The sequence below is a fragment of the Exiguobacterium sp. R-17 genome, from assembly GCF_049913315.1.
GTDB lineage: Bacteria > Bacillota > Bacilli > Exiguobacteriales > Exiguobacteriaceae > Exiguobacterium_A.
This window is the reverse complement of the sequence record NZ_CP184372.1, coordinates 2461757-2482497: the sequence shown is the minus strand read 5'-3', so window position 1 is coordinate 2482497 and position 20741 is coordinate 2461757. Positions and strand designations below refer to the sequence as shown.

General features: G+C 47.9%; 17 protein-coding genes. 12 read left to right on the top strand and 5 right to left on the bottom strand.

Going from position 1 to position 20741, the window contains the following annotated elements:
- Window positions 1-88 precede the first annotated feature (88 nt).
- On the bottom strand, window positions 89-2296 hold the full coding sequence (locus tag ACN9MT_RS13080; protein WP_426272335.1) for a methyl-accepting chemotaxis protein: 2208 nt from the start codon (window positions 2294-2296) through the stop codon (window positions 89-91).
- A gap of 171 nt (window positions 2297-2467) precedes the next feature.
- On the opposite strand from ACN9MT_RS13080, the gene ACN9MT_RS13075 reads away from it, so the two are divergent.
- Window positions 2468-2890, top strand: coding sequence for a CBS domain-containing protein (locus ACN9MT_RS13075; protein WP_035410212.1), 423 nt, complete (start codon window positions 2468-2470; stop codon window positions 2888-2890).
- A 138-nt stretch (window positions 2891-3028) separates the two neighbouring features.
- Complete coding sequence (locus tag ACN9MT_RS13070) at window positions 3029-5815, top strand: putative bifunctional diguanylate cyclase/phosphodiesterase (RefSeq protein ID WP_426272333.1); 2787 nt, start codon at window positions 3029-3031, stop codon at window positions 5813-5815.
- A 290-nt stretch (window positions 5816-6105) separates the two neighbouring features.
- On the opposite strand, the gene ACN9MT_RS13065 is transcribed toward ACN9MT_RS13070, so the two are convergent.
- Complete coding sequence (locus ACN9MT_RS13065; protein ID WP_035410863.1) at window positions 6106-7809, bottom strand: M3 family oligoendopeptidase; 1704 nt, start codon at window positions 7807-7809, stop codon at window positions 6106-6108.
- Between the two features lie 178 nt (window positions 7810-7987).
- Between ACN9MT_RS13065 and ACN9MT_RS13060 the strand changes: the two genes are divergently transcribed.
- From ACN9MT_RS13060 to ACN9MT_RS13025, 8 genes are all read left to right on the top strand, one after another.
- A complete protein-coding gene (locus ACN9MT_RS13060; RefSeq protein ID WP_035410206.1) occupies window positions 7988-8491 on the top strand; it encodes a PTS sugar transporter subunit IIA in 504 nt (167 codons plus the stop codon).
- Window positions 8492-8648: 157 nt separating this feature from the next.
- Window positions 8649-9410 carry an ABC transporter ATP-binding protein gene (locus ACN9MT_RS13055; protein WP_426272331.1) on the top strand — a complete coding sequence of 254 codons (762 nt, stop codon included), beginning with the start codon at window positions 8649-8651 and terminating at the stop codon, window positions 9408-9410.
- Window positions 9397-11316, top strand: coding sequence for an ABC transporter permease (locus ACN9MT_RS13050; protein ID WP_035410201.1), 1920 nt, complete (start codon window positions 9397-9399; stop codon window positions 11314-11316). The genes ACN9MT_RS13055 and ACN9MT_RS13050 overlap by 14 nt, the downstream gene beginning before the upstream one ends.
- A 94-nt stretch (window positions 11317-11410) precedes the next feature.
- Entirely contained in the window at window positions 11411-12097 is a 687-nt protein-coding gene (locus ACN9MT_RS13045) for a response regulator transcription factor (protein WP_426272329.1), read from the top strand.
- Window positions 12094-13086, top strand: a complete 993-nt coding sequence (locus ACN9MT_RS13040) for a sensor histidine kinase (RefSeq protein ID WP_035410195.1) — start codon at window positions 12094-12096, stop codon at window positions 13084-13086. Before ACN9MT_RS13045 ends, ACN9MT_RS13040 begins: the two co-directional genes overlap by 4 nt.
- Window positions 13079-13843, top strand: coding sequence for an ABC transporter ATP-binding protein (locus ACN9MT_RS13035; RefSeq protein ID WP_035410192.1), 765 nt, complete (start codon window positions 13079-13081; stop codon window positions 13841-13843). Before ACN9MT_RS13040 ends, ACN9MT_RS13035 begins: the two co-directional genes overlap by 8 nt.
- A complete protein-coding gene (locus ACN9MT_RS13030) occupies window positions 13809-15740 on the top strand; it encodes an FtsX-like permease family protein (protein ID WP_056063129.1) in 1932 nt (643 codons plus the stop codon). Before ACN9MT_RS13035 ends, ACN9MT_RS13030 begins: the two co-directional genes overlap by 35 nt.
- 30 nt (window positions 15741-15770) lie before the next feature.
- Window positions 15771-16400 carry a helix-turn-helix domain-containing protein gene (locus ACN9MT_RS13025; protein WP_035410187.1) on the top strand — a complete coding sequence of 210 codons (630 nt, stop codon included), beginning with the start codon at window positions 15771-15773 and terminating at the stop codon, window positions 16398-16400.
- 47 nt (window positions 16401-16447) lie between these two features.
- Here the strand turns inward: ACN9MT_RS13025 and ACN9MT_RS13020 are convergent, their stop codons facing one another.
- The 3 genes from ACN9MT_RS13020 to ACN9MT_RS13010 form a co-directional block, all read right to left on the bottom strand.
- Entirely contained in the window at window positions 16448-16879 is a 432-nt protein-coding gene (locus ACN9MT_RS13020; protein ID WP_426272328.1) for a hypothetical protein, read from the bottom strand.
- A gap of 66 nt (window positions 16880-16945) precedes the next feature.
- Window positions 16946-18145 (bottom strand): ABC transporter permease, encoded by a 1200-nt coding sequence (locus ACN9MT_RS13015; RefSeq protein ID WP_426272327.1) that lies wholly within the window; start codon window positions 18143-18145, stop codon window positions 16946-16948.
- The gene (locus tag ACN9MT_RS13010) at window positions 18135-19028 is read right to left on the bottom strand and encodes an ABC transporter ATP-binding protein (protein WP_035410178.1); all 894 of its coding nucleotides are present in this window, start codon (window positions 19026-19028) and stop codon (window positions 18135-18137) included. Before ACN9MT_RS13010 ends, ACN9MT_RS13015 begins: the two co-directional genes overlap by 11 nt.
- Window positions 19029-19208: 180 nt before the next feature.
- Between ACN9MT_RS13010 and ACN9MT_RS13005 the strand changes: the two genes are divergently transcribed.
- Complete coding sequence (locus ACN9MT_RS13005; RefSeq protein WP_426272326.1) at window positions 19209-20147, top strand: VOC family protein; 939 nt, start codon at window positions 19209-19211, stop codon at window positions 20145-20147.
- A complete protein-coding gene (locus ACN9MT_RS13000; protein ID WP_426272324.1) occupies window positions 20144-20740 on the top strand; it encodes an alpha/beta hydrolase in 597 nt (198 codons plus the stop codon). Before ACN9MT_RS13005 ends, ACN9MT_RS13000 begins: the two co-directional genes overlap by 4 nt.
- The last annotated feature ends 1 nt before the right edge of the window (window position 20741 follow it).

Below are 20741 nucleotides of genomic sequence, written 5' to 3'. Positions count from 1 at the left end.
TTGCTTCTAGTGTATGTCCTCTTTCGCGGATAGTCGAGAACGAAACAATGAAAAACGAAGCCTTTCGAAAAAAGACTTCGCTGAAAAATCATTCGGATGAAGACGAAGGAACCTTTAAATCCGAATCATGTCGTTCCTCGTCAAGTGATGCGACAGCTGCTTCCTCATACAAGACGGATTCTTCCGAATGTATGACCTCTTCAACGGAGTCGTGAACCAATGTTTCCGTATCGTCGAGTTGGAAATCAAGCGTCAGTTGATGGAGATTACCAGCAATCTTTGCAAGATGCGTAGCGGCAGACGTCACGGATTCGAGTGTTGCGTTAGTTTCTTGAATGCTCGCACTACTCGTCTCAAGACCTGCGGCATTCTCTTCCGTCAAAGCGAGAATCGTCCCCATGGCGTCTGAGACTTCTTCCGTCGCTTGCGTCAACGCATGGATGTCACCGGTCAGTTCTTCTGTCCGGCGTGAGACGTGTTGGACGGAACCTGCGATTTGCTCGAAATCGTCACCGGTCGTCTTGACGGAATCAAGCGATCGTTTCAAATCATCCATGACATGGTGCATCGCACCCATCGCGGTCTGTGTCTCGTCTTGGATATGATCGAGGAGTTGTTTGATTTGCTTCGCAGAAGCGTCACTCTCTTCCGCAAGCTTTCGGACTTCACTCGCAACTACAGCGAATCCGCGTCCTTGTTCGCCAACGCGTGCTGCTTCAATGGCGGCATTCAAGGCGAGCAAGTTCGTCTGACTCGAGATTGCTTGTAGTGTGCCAAGGACTTTGGCAATCTCATCCGATCGTTTACCGAGGAAGTCGGACGTATTTTGGATTTCCTGTTCGAGTGAGACGGAATGATCAAGTAAATCGGCGATCGTCTGTTTCGTTACATCACTTCCGCGAACGGCTGCGGAAGCGACGGTCGAGACTTCCGATAATGTCGTTGACGCGACGTGTTGCATGGCCGTCGACCGTTCCTTGACGCCATGAACGGCATGGGACGAGCGCTCTGCTTGTTTCGTCTGTGTTTCACCAGCCGCCGCGATCTCTTCCATCGTTCGTCCGATTTGCAGAGAAGCTGTTTGGACGTGCGTTGCATTCGTGGAGAGTTCGGCAGATGCATCCCGGACGGTCGTCGCTGAAGTCGTCAAAGCGAGAATTGTTTGACGTAGTCGAGTCCGCATCGCGTCAAAGTTCTCGGTGAGATCCGTCAACTCGTCTTGGATGAAACGTGTCGGACGCTTTGGCGTCCGTAAATCACCAGAGGCGATGGCAAGTGCTTCTTGACGGAGTGTTGATAAAGGACGATTAATTGATCGACCAATCAACCAAGCAATCAACGTGGCTAAGGCGATCGCGACGACGAAGTTGATCAACGATTGACTGAGCATTTCTTCTTTCGGTGCATACAAGGAAGCATAGTCAAGAACGACAGCTAACTTAAAGCCTGTTTTTGACGAGGTCTGCCAGATGACGACGGATTTTGTACCGGCGACGTCCATGATGTTCGAACCCGACTCTTGTTCCATCATTGCTTTAGGAGCAGAGAAATAAGGTTTTCCGTCTTCTTTCATCTGCGTTACGTTTTTGAAGAAATAATTTTTATTCGGATGGGTGACAATCTTCCCATTTTGGGTATAGCTGAAGACGAATCCTTTTTGTCCGATTTCAATCCGCTTCATGTCTTCTGCTAGGCGATCGATACTTTTATAGATGGATAAGACACCTTTGATATTCGCCTGTGCATCTAGTGTTGCTTTTGAGAAGCCAATGATGGATAGTTTCGTTGCCGCATCATAATGCGGTTCACTCATGATGACGGTGCTAGAGTTATCGAGTGCTTGTTTGTACCAGTCTTCCTTGCGTGGATCGTACCCAGGTGCTGCCGCTTGTTTTGGCCAGTTGAGATAACCACCAGCGGTATCCGCATACTGAATGAATGAGTTTTCGATTTTCGATGAACCGTACTTTTCTAGGACGCTATAGATATCGCTCGCTTTTTGCGTCGGAGGAGTAGCCGGATCGGGTTGTTTCGTTTGATCCGTGTAGTTCGGTAAAGCGCCGTCCGCTCGGTTGAACGGAAGACCTGCGAGTAAGGTCGTATCCTTTTTCGTATCATCAATGATTCGTGTAAAGGATTGTTCGAGTTGCTTCAAAGCGGTTTGTGACGTCGAGTCTACAAGCTGATCGACGGTTTGGCTCGTCTGATCATAAGAAAACCAGGTCGAGGCACCGAGAGTGAGAGCGGGCAATAAAATAAGCCCGATGAACAGGCGACGCGTGATCGGGAGGCGCATATGTATTCTCCTAACTAAATAGTCTTTAAATTCTGTCTACTTGGAATATCGGAATAGTATGACCAAATATGAAGGAATTATGTAGAGATTTTCATCATTTGAGAAATGAATCGGAGCAGGGTTCATGATAAAATGAAAAGGGTGTCACAGAGTGGCTAGGGAGGAACAGAAATGAATATTGCTTTTTTCTTATTACCTAAAGATGAGGTGAAATATTTAGATCCTGAGTCAACGGTCAGACAAGCACTAGAAAAGATGAAACATCATCGTTTTACGTCAGTCCCACTCGTTGATAATAAAGGGAAATACGCAGGAACGCTGACAGAAGGCGATGTCTTGTGGGCGCTCGAAGCAAATCTCGAGCATGCCGATTATGACCATGTCTTGCAGACACGTTTAACCGATATCAAACAACGCGTCCGTTATAAACCGGTCTCGATCACAGCGCAAATGGAAGAGATGATTGAAGTCATCACGGATCAAAATTTCGTACCCGTCATCGATGACGGAAGACATTTCATCGGGATTATCCGACGACGTGACATCATCGATTATTTTGCTAAAAAAGTAGCGCGTGAGAACGTCAGTTATTAAAAAAGAATAAAACTAGTAAAAAAAGCACTTATTTTCGCAGAAATGTGGGAAGACGTGCTTTTTATTGACCCAAAACGACTTCAGGAAACGGTATGAGACGACGATATAGAAACATAATGACAATTTAGGGAGGACGATGTGTTGCGACGTTTATCACCAGTCTTCATCGTAGAAGCTTTTCGAAGACGCTCCTACTATAAAACGTTCTCATGGATGATTGCGATCATCGGGTTATTAGCATTGATCGTCGCATGTCAACATTTGATGAAAACACTCGAAGAAGGTTATCGCTTCAAAGCATCAGGAAAAACGATTGCTGAAGTGACACCATTTAATCATGCTGAACAAGAAGTGACACGCTATTATTTTTCATCATTGAATGAGGACACGGATGTTCTACAAGCGTCCAAACAATCCGATCGTGCATTGGAACAACTAACGGATCGTCTACCGAACATGAAAGCTACTGGGTCGGCACAGGAAGAAGTCTTGGCGGAAGTCAAGAAGCTTCAACGGCAAGGATATGAATCGAACCATCGTTTCTTCACGACGATGACGAATTTCAAGAGTGAAATCATCTTCAATCAACTCGTACTGAGCAAAGAGACAGGATCTTATTATAATGTCTTCTCCAATTTGATTCTGATGGAGGAACAACTTGGGAAATCAGCTGAAATCTTAAAAGATGCCCGTCAAAAGGAAGAACCGAGCTCGATTGATCGATTACGGATTCAGCAGATGCGGATTGATTTACCGATACGCCAGGCATCACTCATCAAATCATTGTATGATGTGATTCCTCTTCAGGACGATACGGGACGGCAAGATGTCGCAACAATGCGGGAACAGATGGCTGCCTATACACAAACGCTCGATGATCTATTACGTGCTCCGAAAGTCGAGACCTACGCTGCTTTGGCAGGACAAGCGGAAGAATATGAATCGAGTATGTATCGTCTGTACGATCAAGAACTCAACCAAGTCGCACAAGAAATGCAGGATCGAGGCCATCACATCATTCGCAATGCCTGGCTTCTCTTTGGTGCAACCAGTGTCTTAATTCTTGGACTGTTGATTTTGACCTTATCGTTATTACGCGCCTTTCGCCAAGATCTATCCTTACTGAAAGGAGAAGCGAATACCTTTGCAGAAGACCACCGGCAATCCGGTTATGACGTACCGGAGCGAAATGATTTTCAACCTGTCGTCCAAGCGTTTCGGACGATGACGGCCATCATCGCCGGGTTGCTCGATCATAATGATGCCAAAACAAAAGAAATCAAGCAGAAAAAAGCGGAAATCGAGTCGCTCTTTTCACAAAATACAGATCCGATTCTTGCGATGTCATCTGACTATACGATTGTGAACGGAAACGAACGCTTTCGACAATTGACGAAAGCGACGGCGGGATGGACGATCGAAGAACTGATCCATCCGGCTGATTTGAATCGGATGCGGCGAGCGTTGAAGCAATCATTGGAAGGCCATAGTCAAACGATTCGTTGCAAGATGTTGTTCGATGAAGAAATCTTAAACATGTTCGTCAACATCGTCCATGTCGCAAACAAAGAAGACGATACAGGCGTTGCACTTTACTTATCCTGTCATGATGAAACGGATCAATTCCGGCGCGAAGAACGGATCACACAACTCGCACTCTTTGACATGTTGACGGGACTGTTGAACCGAAATGGCTTTGAACAAAAGATGGCAGATGCGTTGAAAGCACCTCAGCCGGGAGAACTCGTCACCATCAGCGTTCGACAATTCCGGCGGATCAACGATATTTACGGACATGGTGCAGGCGATCAGATTTTGAAAGATCTCGCCAATCGACTCAAACATCATTTCATCGGAACGGGACAAGCCGCACGAATCGGGGGAGACGAATTCGCCGTATTGGTTGCACAACAGGATATCGTTGATTACGAGAAATTGAAGCAAGTCATCGAACACGTCTATGAGATCGATGGAGAGTATGTCAATGTCAGCATCAGCATGAGTATGGTGCGGTACCCCGATGATGCAGTAGCCGTCACGTCCTTGTTATCTTCGGTTGATATCGCGATGCAGCATGCGAAGCAACAGACAGAAGGCGGACCGGTCTGGTTCGAATCCTGGATGAGTGCCGAGTATCTCGAATCCGTCGTCCTCGAAGGAGAACTGCGGGACGCGATCGAAAAGAACGAGCTACAATTGTTCTATCAACCACAAATCAATCTCGCGACAGGTCAGGTCGATGGTTGTGAAGCGCTCCTGCGCTGGTTCCACCCTGAACGGGGGATGATCAGTCCGGCGATCTTCATTCCGATTGCCGAACGATCCATGTTGATTGAAGAGATCGGGATGTGGGTCGTTGCCGAAACGGTCCGACAAGTCGAAGAGTGGAAGGATACGGAACTCGGAGTACTACGCGTCTCAGCGAACTTATCCGTCAAAGAACTCGTCTCCGGTCGGATCGTCGATTATCTGACTGATGTCCGAGAGGTTCATCCGGGAATCGAACAACGGATGGAACTGGAAATTACGGAATCGTTCGGTGTCTTTTCAGACACACGCGTGTTTGATGCGTTACAGAAGTTGCATCAGATGGGGTATCGTCTTGCGATTGATGACTTTGGTACGGGGTATTCTTCCTTGTCGTACTTGAGTCGCTTGCCAATTCAGCGACTGAAAATTGATCGTTCGTTCATCAGTGGTCCGGATGCATGCTCGAACGCACCGCTCATCGAGACGATCATCAAGCTCGCACATACGCTGAAGTATGACGTCGTCGCTGAAGGGATCGAAGAACTTGAACAAGCTGATCATTTGCGAGTCCTTGACTGTGAGTATGCGCAAGGATTCTATTATTCAAGACCGATTCCAGCCGACGAGTTTCGAGTCTGGTACGTGAAGTACCATCAAAAGCTTTTATCTGAATGAAATTAGTCTATTATGATTCATGATTTTAATATGTATGTGTCTTAAAATGAAAAAAGGTGAGCTTCCGGACTGGAAACTCACCTTTTTTCATTCGATAAATAGAGAACATGAATGTTCATCCTCGACTCCTGCAGGAAAAGAAAGCACGATTTTCGCTTTCGTCAAGGCTAGATAAGACCCGGCAGACCACATGAAATGCGAGGTGCCGGGTCTTATCACCCGCTTGTGGAAAGCGGGGATGACAGAAACGTTCATTGTAAGCGTGAACTTTAGATTGATGAAAATAATTATTAAACGCGATCGAGTACGAGGTCGTCTGCTTGTTCGAGATACGCTTTGACCGGTGCGACCGCTGCTTCGACCGTACCTGGTGCAAACGGAGACTTCAATCCAGCGCGCTCGACGAGCGTGAGGAAGCTTTCTGATCCACCGGCACGACAGAGATCAAGATATGATGTCCAAGCTGCTTCCCGGTCCTGTTCCATCCAAGCATAGAACTGGAAGGCACAGACTTGAGCGAGCGTGTAATCGATGTAGTAGAAGGGACTTCCGAAGACGTGCCCTTGCTGATGCCACCAGGCACCTGAATCGAGATAATCATTCGCTTCATAATCACGATGCGGCAAATATTTCTTCTCGATCGTCCGCCATGCTTCACGACGCTCAGCTGGTGTCAATTCCGGTTGGTTGTAGATGACGTGCTGAAACTCATCAATCGCAACGCCGTATGGAAGGAACGTGACGCTTCCTGCGAGGTGATTGAATTTGTATTTCGCCGTCTCTTCACCGAAGAATTCTTCCATCCACGGATAAGCGAAGAACTCCATCGACATCGAATGGATCTCGCACGCTTCATACGTCGGGAAGGCACTTTCTGGAGCAGTCAGGTGACGGCTCTCATAGACTTGGAATGCATGTCCGACTTCGTGTGTCAGGACATCGATGTCGCCCGCCGTTCCATTGAAGTTTGAGAAGATGAACGGGAGTTTTTCGTCTGCGATGTAGGTACAATACCCACCGCCCGCTTTTCCAGGCTTCGCCGTTAAATCGAGTGCTTCCCGGTCGAGCATGTAGTTGAAGAACTCGTTCGTCTCCGGTGACATCTCCGCATACATCTTTTTGCCGCCTTCGATGATGAACGACTCTTCGCCTTTAGGTGTCGCGTTCCCAGACTTGAAGGCAAATCCTTCATCGTAGTAGTACAAGTGATCGACACCGATGCGTCGTTGCTGGCGTTCTTTAAGTTGTGTCGCGAGCGGGACGATCGTTTCAAGGATCTGTTCGCGATATTGTTCAACCATCGATTGATTGTAATCGACGCGAAGCATCCGTGCGTATCCGAGTTCGACGAACGATGGGAAACCGAGTGTCTTTGCGATGTCTGTCCGGATACGGACGAGTTTATCGTAAATTGTATCGATCGTTTCCCCTTGCTCTTTTAAGTAGCCATAGCGGGCTTCTGAAGCTGCTTTACGAACAGCCCGGTCTGGTGATTGGAGGTAAGGACCGAACTGCGATAAGTTAAGCGTCTTCCCGTCAAACTCGATTTGAGCAGAAGACATCAGTTTCGTATATTCGCTTGAGAGACGGTTCTCTTCTTGGAGCTTTGGAATGATCTCTTCCGAAAACGTCTTTAGGCTCGCTTCCGCGATTAGGAATAACTGTTTGCCTTGCGTCCGTTCGAGTTCATTGCGAAGCGGATGCGTCGTCAATGCTTGATAATAGCTTGAGACATATCCCTGATAGATCGCGCTTGCTTCATCAAAGAACCCTTGTTCCGTCTCATAGAACGTATCACGTGTATCAATCGTATGACGGATTTCGACGAGCTGGCTTGCCGTTTCAAATTGATTTCTGAGGGTATTAATCTCAGTGATGGCTGCGTTTGCTTCATCTACCTGTGTGGCTTCCGTTAGTCGAGCGATTGCTTGATTCATCGATGTTTCAAGCAAAGCAAGATCAGGACGGACGTATGTAATTTCTGAAAATGGCAACATGTAAGCGCCTCCTTTTGATTTCTAACTATTATCACACAAAAATACTTGCAAAACCAGAGGGACAAACGTATGCTTTTTGTGAGAACGTGAGCGAGCTGTCTAACAGCTTACTCCTATAAAAAATCGAAACTTCCATTCGGAAGAAAAACGATCGAGAAAGTAGAGGGATAGTATCATGGGATTCTTAAAAAAATTGTTTGGTGGTAACGACGCAGGAAACACGAAAATCGCTTCTGCACTTACAGGTAAAATCGTCAACATCGAGAACGTACCCGATCAAGTTTTCTCTCAAAAAATGATGGGCGACGGTGTCGCGATCGAGCCAACAGAAGGTAAAGTTGTTTCACCGATCAACGCAACGGTTGAAACGATTTTCCCAACAAAACACGCAATCGGTCTAAAAGGTGAAGATGGTCTTGAACTCTTGATCCACGTTGGTCTTGATACAGTTAACCTCAAAGGCGAAGGCTTCACGGCTCACGTCCAGTCAGGTGACAAAGTCAAAGCAGGAGACGTCCTCGTCGAGTTCGATCTCGAGTACATCCGTGCAAACGCACCATCGACGATCACACCGATCATCGTGACGAATCACGATCAATTCACGCTTTCAGCTGTACCAGCTGAAGGAACTTCTGTTGTCGCAGGCGACACAGAGCTCTTCAAAGCAACACATAAATAAGATACGACACGCCTCCATCCCTTACGGATGGGGGCTTTTTTGATGTCTCCTCCCTTGTCTTACCGTTTTGTAAGAGAAGTGAAAGTAAAGTCCATTTTGAGAAAAGCATGGAAGGACTAGACTGAGTGTAACGAATCAAACACAGGAGGCATTACAGATGAAAGCAATCTTACGAGCAGAACAGATCACAAAAACCTATCACACGAAAACGGCACGCCACGAAGCACTACGTCCGACGACGCTCAGTGTCCATGAAGGGGAATTCGTCAGTATCATGGGACCGTCCGGTGCCGGGAAATCGACGTTGCTTAATCTGCTGTCGACGATCGATCAGCCGACGGACGGATCGATTTTAATCAATGGAGCAGACGTGACGGCGATGAAGGAAAAACAATTGGCTCGCTTTCGCCGGGAACAACTTGGCTTCATCTTCCAGGATTTCAATCTCCTCGATACAATGACGGTCCGGGAAAACATTGCCTTACCGCTCTCACTCGCGAACATCGATAAAAAGATGATCTTAGAGCGTGTCGACCGTGTGGCGCATCAACTCGGTATCCAGGACCTACTCGATAAACGTCCGGTCGAACTATCGGGAGGACAAAAACAACGGACGGCTGCCGCCCGTGCGATCATTCATGATCCGTCACTCATCTTAGCGGATGAACCGACCGGTGCGCTTGATTCAAAGTCAGCGACAGGATTGCTTGAAGCGATGCAGTCACTAAACGACGAAGGCGCGACGATTTTAATGGTGACACACGACCCGATGACGGCGTCTTATGCAGAACGAATTCTGTTCGTCAAGGATGGAGAGCTGTTCAAGGAAGTCCATCGCTTCGGTTCACAGAAGGATTTTTTCGAGCAGATTATGGAAGTCCAACGCGAACTCGGAGGTGCCGTCCGTGAGTTTGTCTAAACTGGCGTTTCAAAATCTAAAAAACATCCGTCAAAACGTGATGTACCTCGGTGCGGTCACGTTCGCGATTCTCATTTACTACACGTTCCTCGCGATTCGATCAAACGAAGCGATGCTTCAGGCGAATGAATTGTACGGAAAATTAGGAACGGTCTTTACTGGAGCGAGTGTTATTCTAGCGCTTTTCTCTGCTATCTTCATCTGGTATTCAAGTGACTTCTTCTTACGCCGCCGTAAGCAGGAAATCGGTCTCTACGCGTTGCTCGGTTTAGAGCGGGGGCAGATCGCCCGACTGATCTTCCTTGAGACGATGGGGTATGGAGTAATTGGTCTAATCCTCGGGATTGCGATCGGAACAGTCGCATCGAAATATTTCGTACAGTTGCTGGCTTCCGTCATGGCGATGCAAGTCGATGCGACCTTTACGATCAGCGGAGCTTCCGTCGTGCAGACGATCGGCGTCTTCCTTTTGATCTTCCTGATCATTGCCTTACGTTCAGCCCGAACGATCTATCGTTTTACATTGATTGAATTGTTCAAGGCAGAGCAACAAGCGGAATCCCTTCCGAAAGTCCATCCGATCCTAGCCGTGCTTTCGGTCGTTTTGATTGGTATCGGTTACTATTTGACGGGACAACCGTTGATGGATCACTTTACGATTGTCGCACCGCTCTTGATGCTGTGTGTGATCCTCGGGACATTTGGAACGATGAGTTACTTCACGATCTTCTTATTACGCCTCTTAAGTAATCAAGCGCGACATTTCAAAGGAACGAATTTGATTCTGCACGGACAATTGCTGTCACGAATCAAATCGAACGCTGTCATGCTGTCGACGATCACGGTCATTACTGCCGTGACATTGACGACGGTCGGTACAGCGACATCGATCTATTACTTCATCGATCAGACTGTCGAGGAGCAAGTCCCGTACAGTCTGTCGATTGCGAGTAAACAAGCGGAAGCGGAACAGCTGATTGCAAAGTCCGACCAGAAGATCGACAGCCGGACGATGGTCAACGTCAAGAACGTCGATCACAAGATGACTGAGCTTCCGAACCCGCTGACGTTCACACGCTATTATCAAACCTATGCTTACGAAGATCAGCCAGGGCAATTTAGTTACGTCAATTACTCGGATTACGTGAAGCTTGCGAAAGCAAACGGTCAAACGGTCATTAAAGAACCAAAACGAGGCGAAGCAATCGTCCTTGAGACATTTAAAGGAAACGATTTGTTGAAGATGAAAGTCAAATCGCCGGTCGGTGTCAAAATCAAGGATGTCCATGAGTCCTTTCGCATCACCGCTGCGACGAATTTACCGATCGCTCAACTTTATGAGAAACAGCGGCTTGCCTTCGTCGTAAACGACGATGCGTTTGCAAAGATGCCGGAAAAAGGTTTTACGCTGACGAATTATCAATTTTCGGATGAACGTCATGACGATGGGCTGATAAAGCAATTAACGCAACTGTATGGAAAACAAGCGGATACGGAGATGGCGGCGTACTATCCGGTCTATACGATGACGACGGCAACGACCGGTTTGCTTGCGTTTGCTGCCGGCTTCCTCGGTCTCGTCTTCTTGCTTGCGACAGGTTCAATCATCTACTTTAAGATGCTCGCGGAAGCAGAAGAATCGAAACAACGGTTTGCGATCATTCAAAAGATTGGTGTCGATGAAAAGGAACAAACGGGTATCATCCGTCGCCTCGTCGGATTCGTCTTCTCTTTACCGTATGTCCTCGGGCTCGTTCATAGTCTAGTTGCGATGCAAGTCCTGCAGAAACTGTTGAACTACAATATCGTCCGTCCGACATTACTTGCGATTGTTTGCTATACGATCGTTTATCTGATCTACTATATCGTCACGGTTCGTGCTTACCGCCGCATCGTGACGGGATGAACTAAATACGGATACACAGAACTGGAAACGGAATAATCGTTTCCAGTCCTTTTTGAGTTCGTTATGATAGAAACAGAAGGAGTTGACGTGAACGATGCATACGATTTTATTAGTCGAAGATGATGTGAAAATCGCGACATTATTAAAGGAACTACTCGAACGTTATGATTTTAAGGTCGTCGTCGAGGATGGCCGAGGGGATGTCATCGCGACCTACGAGGAAACGAATCCGGATGTCATTTTATTAGACGTTAATTTACCGAAGTTCGACGGTTTCTATTGGTGTCGGCAATTACGGATGAAGACACGGGCACCGATTCTCTTTATCTCGGCACGTGTCGGCGAGATGGATCAAGTCATGGCACTCGAATATGGTGCTGATGACTATATCGTCAAACCGTTCCAAGGAGCGGTCGTCATCGCGAAGATTAAAAGTCAGATTCGCCGGGCGTATGGCACGTTGTCGAACGAGGCGGATGAGCGGACGGTGACGAAAGAGGGTGTCACACTGTACTTAGACCGTTATATCGTCGAGTACGGGGAACAGTCGATCGAGCTGTCGAAAAAAGAAGGGCTGATCCTTGAGATGCTGCTGACGGCAAGTCCACGAATCGTTAGTCGGGGTGACTTACTCGAACGGATTTGGGATGACGAAGCATTTGTCGATGAGAATACATTGAATGTAAATATCACCCGTGTCCGTAAACGACTTACAGAAATCGGAGTTGCTGGTCTAGAGACGGTTCGAGGTGTCGGCTATAAACTGGTTCTTGAGCCATGAAGCTTTTTTTACGGCACGTGATACCGGGTACCATCTTCTTTACCGGACAGATGCTCATTTTATACGCTATTTTATGGCTCTACGACCTCTATCGTCCGGCAGCATTTTTTTACATCGTCCTCTTGAACAGCATCGGTCTCTTGATTTATCTCAGCTATCGTTTCTTCAGCATGCTTCCGCTGTTACGACGGATGCAACAACCGGTCCAGTCAGTCGCAGAACCGATTCGTAGCGATAGCGAAGAACCGATTTCCGTTGCCGTCGAACAATTTTTAGAGCGGCAACAGACATTGTTTCGCAATAGCCTGTTTGCTGAGCGACGAAAAGAAAAAGAACGACATCGGTATGTCGATCAATGGATTCATCAGATGAAGACACCATTATCTGTCATCGAACTGATTCTCGAACATCCAGGGGAACACTATCAAGCGGATTTACGTCAAGAGGTTGATCGGTTACGCAGTGGACTCGATCAGATGCTCTATTCGTCACGCTTAGAAGCAATCGAGACAGACTTAAAGGCGGAACGACTGGTATTGAAGCCGCTCGTGACGAGCATCATCAATCAAGAAAAACGATTGTTCGTCAAAAACCAGGTCTACCCGAAACTCGACATCGCCGAGGACGTGTATGTCTATACGGATGCAAAGTGGTTTCGTTTCCTCGTCTTACAGCTCGTGACGAACGCGATCAAGTATACAACGGGGCATGGTCGAGAAGTCGTTCTGACGGCAGAGGTGACAAAGGGGCAGGTCGTCTTGTCGATTCAAGACGATGGTGTCGGAATTCCGAAACGAGATGTTCCGCGTGTCTTTAATGCGTTCTTCACGGGTGAGAATGGGCGCCGCTATGGGGAATCGACCGGGATGGGCTTGTATTTCGTCCAACAAGTTTGCTTGAAGCTCGGGCACGAGATCGAACTCGAGAGTGAAGAAGGTGTCGGCACGACATGCCGGATTCGATTAGTAGGAGGTCGCGCACATGATTGAAGTCAAACAATTGGGGAAGGTCTATCCCGGAAAGGTGACGGAGCAACCGTTGACCGATTTGAACTTTCGGGTGGAGGAAGGTGAGATGGTTGCCGTCATGGGACCGTCCGGTAGCGGCAAATCGACACTGATCAATTTGCTTGCGACACTTGACGAACCAAGCTGGGGATCGATTCTGATCGATGGCGTCGATACAGCGACGTTCAAGCGAAAAGAGATGACACGTTTCCGGCGCGAGACACTCGGGATCATCTTTCAGGAATTCAATCTACTTGACTCGTTGACACTCGGTGAAAACATGCTCGTTCCGTTGATGCTGTCAGGGAAAAAGGCGAAGCTCGCGCGGGAAGAGATGGAAGAGTTGGCACGTCGTCTACAGATTGACGATCTGCTCGATAAACAGGTCGATGAGGTAAGTGGTGGACAACGACAACGAACGGCAATCGGTCGTGCCTTGATCCATACCCCGCGTCTGATACTCGCGGATGAACCAACCGGAGCACTCGATTTTCAATCGACGAAACATGTCATGGACGTCCTAGCCGAGTTGAATGCGACCGGGATGACGATGGTCATCGTGACGCATGATCCGCAAGTCGCGTCGTACTGTAATCATGTCTTGTTTCTCAAAGACGGCAGCATTCAGACGGAATTATTCCGTGATGAGCCACGACGTATCTTTTTCCAACGGGTCATCGAATCATTATCGCTATTAGGAGGGGATGAGCATCAATTATCTGCAATACGCCCTACGTAACATCCGCCGCTATCAGCGGTTGTACTACGGTTACGCCTTGACAATTATTATCGCGATGACAATCGTGACGAGTTATTGGAACTTGTTGACGAATAGATCGTTCCAAAATGTTGCCAAGGTATTGAGTCAATTGAACCAGGTCATCGAGCTGACGATTTTCTTCGTCTTCACCGCGGAGCTGATCATCTTACTCTTTAGTGTCCTGTTCATCTATTCGACGACGTACACGATGCTTGAGCACCGTAAGAATGATTTGCGGACGATGCGAACACTCGGCAGTGGACTATCGCATTTCTTAAAATATTTTTTGATTGAAGTCTTGATCGTCGGTGGATTTGCGATTACGGCAGGATTAGTGCTTGGAAACGTCTTGACGAAGATGTTATTACTCTCTGTCGTTAAGGTCATGTTCTTGCCACCGATTGAATTCGAGTTATCATTTTATGCAATCCTCGCCTTGATTGGTGGTGCCCTCATCGTCTTACTGACGGCAACCGTTCTCGCGATCTATCGCTTTCGTCCCGACCGACCGGTTCGATTACGGTCTCCGTTTCGACGACGGATCTGGATTCTGATACAAGTCATTGCTTTGTTGACCCTGATCTACGGGTATACGCTCGCATTCATTCGGATGTACGAATTTTACATCGTATTTCCCCTCGTCATCTTCATCGGATCGTTCTTCATTTGCCGTTATGTCTTACCGTGGTTGACCCAATTATACCGTCCTCGTCGTCTGTCGCTTCGGAAGCTGATCGTCTCGGAAATCGCCAATCAACTCCGGACGAATAGTACGTTGATTGCTCTCGGGACGATTTTGACGTCTTGTGCGCTGACAGCAGTCGGTCTCGTTTTCTTATTTCAATTGGTCGGACTCGATTTATCGTCACAAAACCAATTCGGTCTCGTCTATTATGAAGAGTCCGCTCAGCCGACGAAACGATTGAAGGATATCAAGCAGACGATGACCAAGGCGTTCCCGGATCGCTACCAGCAAGATATTCAAGTGAAGGCAGATGGAACACGGGTGCTCTTGCCGATTTCAGCGTACAACAAGATGATGCGTCAACTGCATTTTCAGGAGCGGACAGCGACCGGTCGACAGAGTTTCTTCGTACCGGCACGTCCAGTACAACTGGAAGAGAACACGCCGACGATGAAAAAAGCGAAACAGGCGATGGAAAAAGCCGACTTTGAATTGCTTCCCGCTGCTTCCCATGATTTAGTCTTCGGTTACAATTACCGGATCGAGACGATGTTCGTCGTCAGTGATGCCGTCTTTCAAACACTGAAGCAACCTGTCCGTCAAATCGTCGTCTTTGATACGCCAGCCTATCATGATTACGGAACAAAGGACTGGGAACAGTGGATGAAGATTGTCCGCAACATCCAGTCTGCAGCAAAGCTAGATGAAAAACAGTCGGTTCCTTATCAGTTGATCAATGAGACGGAGGATGAGATCGACGGCATCCGGATCGTGCGCCTCGTCACGTTCGTCGTCATCCTCCTGACGATCTGGTTGTTCGTCATCAATGCAAGTTTCCTGCATGTGTGGATGCAGATGACAGCGGAACAAGAACAAAAACGAATGAAGACATTGTTTGCGTTAGGGTTCGGTTCCGGGAATATCCGCCGTTACTTGCTCATGAAGTATGGTGCGGTCTTGCTCATTCCGTACCTGATCTCGGTTTTTCATGCTTTCTTATTGTTCCAAGTCGTCGTGACCCGAGCAGGACTACAGGTCGGATCATTCCTCAACTTAGCCGCATTTTGGATCAGTATCGTCACGATCGGATACTTTTTAAGTGTCCTACCGATTTGGTTACGCTACCCACGCCATCTGTTCCGGAATTCATCCAAAAGTTCGATGTATCCGACACCGGATTCAAGGGTATGATGATACCATAGGAACAAGGGAGGGAATCGTATGCTAGACCATTCACCATATCGGGGTTACGGTGACCGGATCCGTATCTTACGAGAGCGTGCCGGGATTACGATTGAACAATTGGCTGAACGCCTCGGTGTCGCACCGTATTTCATCCGTCGGACGGAACTCAGCGAAGTCTATCCAACTAAACCCTACATCGAAGCATTAGCGGACGTCTTGAACATCGATGCCAGTTATTTGGCACGGCATATCTGGACGGGAGAGTCGTTAAAGTTCATCATGCAACAGAACACACCGCTCGAAGAGATGAAGCTTGCTTATGAACAGACGCTCGGACAAGACGGAACATGGGTCGAGGAACAGCTCGAGGAGCGAATGCGTCTGTTTGATTTAATGTATGATGAGGATGTCAAACGGATCGAGCAGACAATGAGTGCCACCGAGCAACGGATCTTTCATGAGCTCGTCGAAGCCGTCATGGAAGCTGGAGAGTTGCAACGCGATCAAGCTGAAGAGACGTATGAGTTATTTGAGGATAAATTACCATCGATGATGCAACTGGATGAATACCTCGATCGTATGACGGACGGGATTTCTTTGTCCAGTTCGACTTATTATGCGGATTATAGCGACCGGAAAAGCCGCTCTCGTTATCACCGAAAATGAAAAAAAGTCGCTGTCTTCTGATTGACGTTCAGAAGACAGCGACTTTTTTATTGACGTTGTGGCATCGGACGTGGGCGACGCGTCTTTTGACGTGTCCGACCGATGATGAAACCGATGATCGCATTCGCAATGACGAGTACCCAACCGACATAGCCGAAATTGAGAGTTAAGCTACCGAGCATCGCTTGCCACTTGAAAATCATCATCACATCACCACGCAAGACGAATCGCGCGAGACAGACAAGTAAGACAGTCAATCCGGCGATGAAGACACCAGCCCAGCTACCGTATAAACGTGAAGACTGGCGGCGCACCGCGACGAAGGACCAGCAAAAGAGGCTAGAGACGAACGCCATGCCTCCATAGGCAATGACGAGTTCCCATGTCGCACTCGCTTGCGGGAATTTCGTGAACATGACAAGTGACGAGACCATGGCAGCAGCTGTGAAAAGGATCGCTGCCCAAAAACGAGACCGCATAACGTAGTTCCTCCTAAAGGCTTTTTCTCACCTAACGATAGCGGAAACGATTCGTCTTGTAAACTGTTACCGGCGTCCGCTTAAGATGCGGCGTAATTGTTTAAGCGGATTCGATCCGTAGAACAGAACACCACCACGGTAGAATTTCGTTCCGACAAATAAGGCGAGCGAAATGCTGATCAGCATTAAAATGAGGGAAATCGAAACTTGCCATAGCGGTACATCGGTCAACATGACACGCAAGAACATGACCATCGGTGTAAAGAACGGAACGAATGACAAGACGACGACGGCTTGATTCGTCGGTGCGTTCAGACTGAACATTGAAATCATGAAGGCAGCAACGATTAACAAGATGACCGGTAACGTCACTTGCTGCGCATCCTCGACCCGACTGACGAGCGAACCGAGTGCTGCAAGTAACGTGGCATATAGGAAGTATCCAAGCAAGAAGAAGACGAACAGATAGATGATTGTTCGGGCACTTAAGGAATCGAGTGATAACTGATCAAATAAACTGCTACTTTGAGCACTGTAGTAGCCGACACCGACGAGAATCGACAATTGTACGAGACTAACGGTAGCGATTGAAAGAATCTTCGCGAGCATGTGCTGGATCGGACTCGCCGCAGAGATCAGCAACTCCATGACCCGTGATGATTTTTCATTCGCGATTTCCGTGACGATCATTCCACCGTAGATCGCGATCGTGAAGTACATCAAAAACAGCAATACATAGACGAGCGCGGATGCGGCAAAGAGTTCGTCTTCACTTTTTCCACCTGTCGACGTCAACTCTTGTTTGACGGGAACGGGTTTAGCGAGTGACGCAAGAACGTTCGGGTCAATCTTCGCATCCGTGATGACCGCTTGATCACGGACTTGTTTGACGACCGTCGCGACTTGTGTCTGTAACTCGGATTCAGGACTAGCACTAACGAGCGTCACGTCATAAGAATCTTGGACAATCGCTACGACGTCAAACGTGCCTCGATCGACCGCTTTACGTGCTTCTGCGACCGTATACTCCTTCGGTGTGATGTCTGAGGTGACACCAGCCTTTTTCAAGGCAGGGCGAAGGTCTGTCGATAATTTACTGACGAGGGCGACTTTCGGATCGTCACCCGAGAACCAGTCGAGAATCCGTTCGATATTGCCAAAGCCGACGAGAAACAGGACCATCAGAACAGTTGAGATCAAAAAGCTTTTGGCACGTAGTTTCTGTAATAAATTGAAGCGATATAAAGTCAGGAATTTACGGTTCATAACGTTTTCCGACCTCCTCGATGAAGATATCCTGCAAGGATAATTGATCCCAGACAAAACGATCAACATGGTGTCCTTCACTGACGATATGTTGGAGAAGTTGGTCAGCGGTTTCTTTTGAAGAAACTTGGACGACATGTCCATTATTGTCCGACTCAACTTGAAGGACACCCGGTAAGCTATCCCATAGGAGTGGTGGGGCATCCGTCGTCAAGAGGACACGGGTCTTCCCATAGCTCGCCTTGATATCAGGAAGATAACCAGCGACGACGGGCTTACCATGATCGAGAATCGCAACATGCTCGCAGAGTTCTTCGACATGATCCATTCGGTGACTCGAGAAGACGATCGTCGTTCCATCGACGGTCAATTTTTTAACGGCACGCTTTAATTGTTCCGCATTGACTGGATCGAGTCCGCTAAATGGTTCATCTAAAATCAGCAGTTCAGGTTTATGTAGGACGGCGGAAATCAACTGGATTTTTTGTTGGTTTCCTTTTGAGAGTTGTTCGACACGCATTTTTTCATATTGAGGAATTTGGAAATACTCGAGCCATTCGGTCAGTGCTCGTTTTGCATCCTTCCGTTTCATATCGCGGAGTTCAGCAAGAAATAAGAGTTGTTCGTCGACTCGGACTTTCGGATACAATCCGCGTTCTTCCGGAAGATATCCAATCTTTGAAGTCGGAATACGCTCTCCATTCCATGTGATCGAACCTTCGGTTGGTTGGAGTAGACCGAGTAGCATCCGGAACGTCGTTGTCTTGCCGGCACCGTTCGCACCAAGCAAACCAAAGATTTGTCCGCGTGGCACTTCGATCGTCAACGCATCAACGGCAGTGAAATCGCCGAAACGCTTCGTGATGTGTTTGATTTCTAACATAAGAACCTCCTTATAAAGATGTCTGTTGCACGACAAGTGTACCATTGTTACCTAGTGTCCTACGGTCAAAATTGGGTAAAGGTTCCAGGGGAAATGGAAACAAGTCTAATTAGTTTACTTTTTGTTCATTAGTTACTATTATTGTGTTAACAGTAACGATTGAAGGAGGGGACCTATTCTATGAAAACGCAAGGTATCCATCACATCTCAGCAATGGTCGGCGATCCTCAAGAAAATCTTGATTTTTACGGGACGATTCTCGGACTACGGTTCGTCAAAAAAACGGTCAACTTCGATGATCCAGGGACGTACCATTTTTACTTTGGAAACGAGTCTGGTGCACCCGGAACGATCATCACGTTCTTCCCATTTAAAGGCATGGCGAGAGGACAGGTCGGTGCCGGACAGGTCGGAACGACAGCTTACGCGATTCCGGTCGGTGCATCGGATTTCTGGAAAGCACGGCTGACACAAAAGAACGTCTCGTTTGAAGAAACAGTTCGTTTCGGAGAGCAACAGATCGCGTTCGAAGATCCACATGGTCTTCAAATCGAGCTCGTCGAACGCAAGGCGGGACGAGGCAGTCGCTATGAAATCGACGGTATCACGCGTGACGTCGCCATCAAAGGATTTGCGGGAGCGACATTACTGTCGCGAGATCCATCAGACACAGCCAAATTACTGACCGATACATTGGGGCTCACCCTCAGTAAACGGACGGAAACCGTTGACCGATACATTGCGGAAGGGGAGTTTGGAAATGTCATTGATGTCGTCCATGGTCAGATGCCGGTTGGTCGTCCGGGTACGGGAACCGTTCACCACATCGCCTGGCGCGCAACCGATCAAGAGGAACAACTCGACTGGATGAAGGCGATCAACGCGTTCGGTTTGCAGACGACTGAAGTAAAAGATCGCAATTACTTTACGTCGATCTATTTCCATGACCGTGGACGCATCCTCCATGAAATCGCAACTGACAATCCAGGGTTCGCGATCGATGAAGACTTCGAGATGCTTGGAGAAGACTTGAAGTTGCCGGAACAATTTGAAGCGCATCGCACCGCGATCACGAATCACGTAACACCTATTACAGTACCGAAGGGGAGACTCATATGATTCATTTATATCAAGCGCCAAAAACAATGGATGCACCGATCTTTTTACTCTTACACGGCACAGGCGGAACGGAACAAGACCTCATCGGACTCGTCTCGCTGCTTGATCCGGAAGCCGGTTACTTGTCCGTCCGTGGAGAAGTCTCGGAAAACGGGATGCCACGTTTCTTCAAACGGCTCGCAGAAGGCGTCTTCGATGAAGAAGATCTCGCTTTACGGACAGCACGATTGATTCAATTTTTACAAGAACAAGCAGCGGAACGTGACTTCGCACTCGATCGCCTGATTCCGGTCGGTTATTCGAACGGAGCCAACATCGCAGCGAACATGTTGTTTGAAGAAGCGCTATTTAAACAAGCCATCTTACTGCATCCGATGGTACCACGTCGCGGTGTGACGTTACCGGACTTATCAAATGTTCGTGTGTTCATCGGCGCCGGTAGTAATGATCCAATCTGTCCCGCTCAGGAAACAGAAGAGTTGTCAGCACTCTTGAAGGAGGCTGGTGCATCAGTCGATGTCACATGGTCGAACTACGGACACCAACTTGTCATGCCGACGATCGAAGCAGCAACCGATTGGTTAAAACACTAAA